General features: G+C 67.9%; 1 protein-coding gene. It reads left to right on the top strand.

Annotated elements, in window-relative coordinates:
• On the top strand, positions 1–470 hold a 470-nt coding region (locus FQ755_RS13655), incomplete at both ends, for a TonB-dependent receptor plug domain-containing protein (RefSeq protein ID WP_186308517.1).

Below are 470 nucleotides of genomic sequence, written 5' to 3'. Positions count from 1 at the left end.
CAGCGGTCCCGAATCGATCACCACGCTGTATGACGGCACGCGCATGCTGGTGGGCGCGGGCACGGTGACCTTCCCGGTCGACACCTGGTCGGTCGAGCGCATCGAGGTGCTGCGCGGGCCGGCTTCGGTGCTGTACGGTGAGGGCGGGCTGGGCGGCGTGATCAACGTGGTGCCCAAGGCGCCTCGGCGCGAGCGCGAGACCAGCTTGCTGGTGGGCGCCGGCAGCTACGGCCAGAAGCGCGTCGCGCTCGACACCACCGGCGCGCTCGGGCCGATGCTTTCGTATCGCTTCTATTTGAACGACGACCGGCAAAACGGCTGGGTGCCGCGCGGCGAATCGCATCTGAGCTCCGTGGGCGGCGCGCTGAAGCTCGACGTGAATCCCTCGCTGTCGTTCACGCTCGACTACGATTTCGCGCGGCAGAAGCCGATGACCTATTTCGGCGTGCCGGTAATCGACGGCGTGCTCG

The sequence above is a fragment of the Paraburkholderia sp. BCC1885 genome (assembly GCF_900996235.1).
GTDB lineage: Bacteria > Pseudomonadota > Gammaproteobacteria > Burkholderiales > Burkholderiaceae > Paraburkholderia.
The sequence above is the reverse complement of the archived record's forward strand: the minus strand, read 5'-3'. Positions and strand labels throughout refer to the sequence as shown.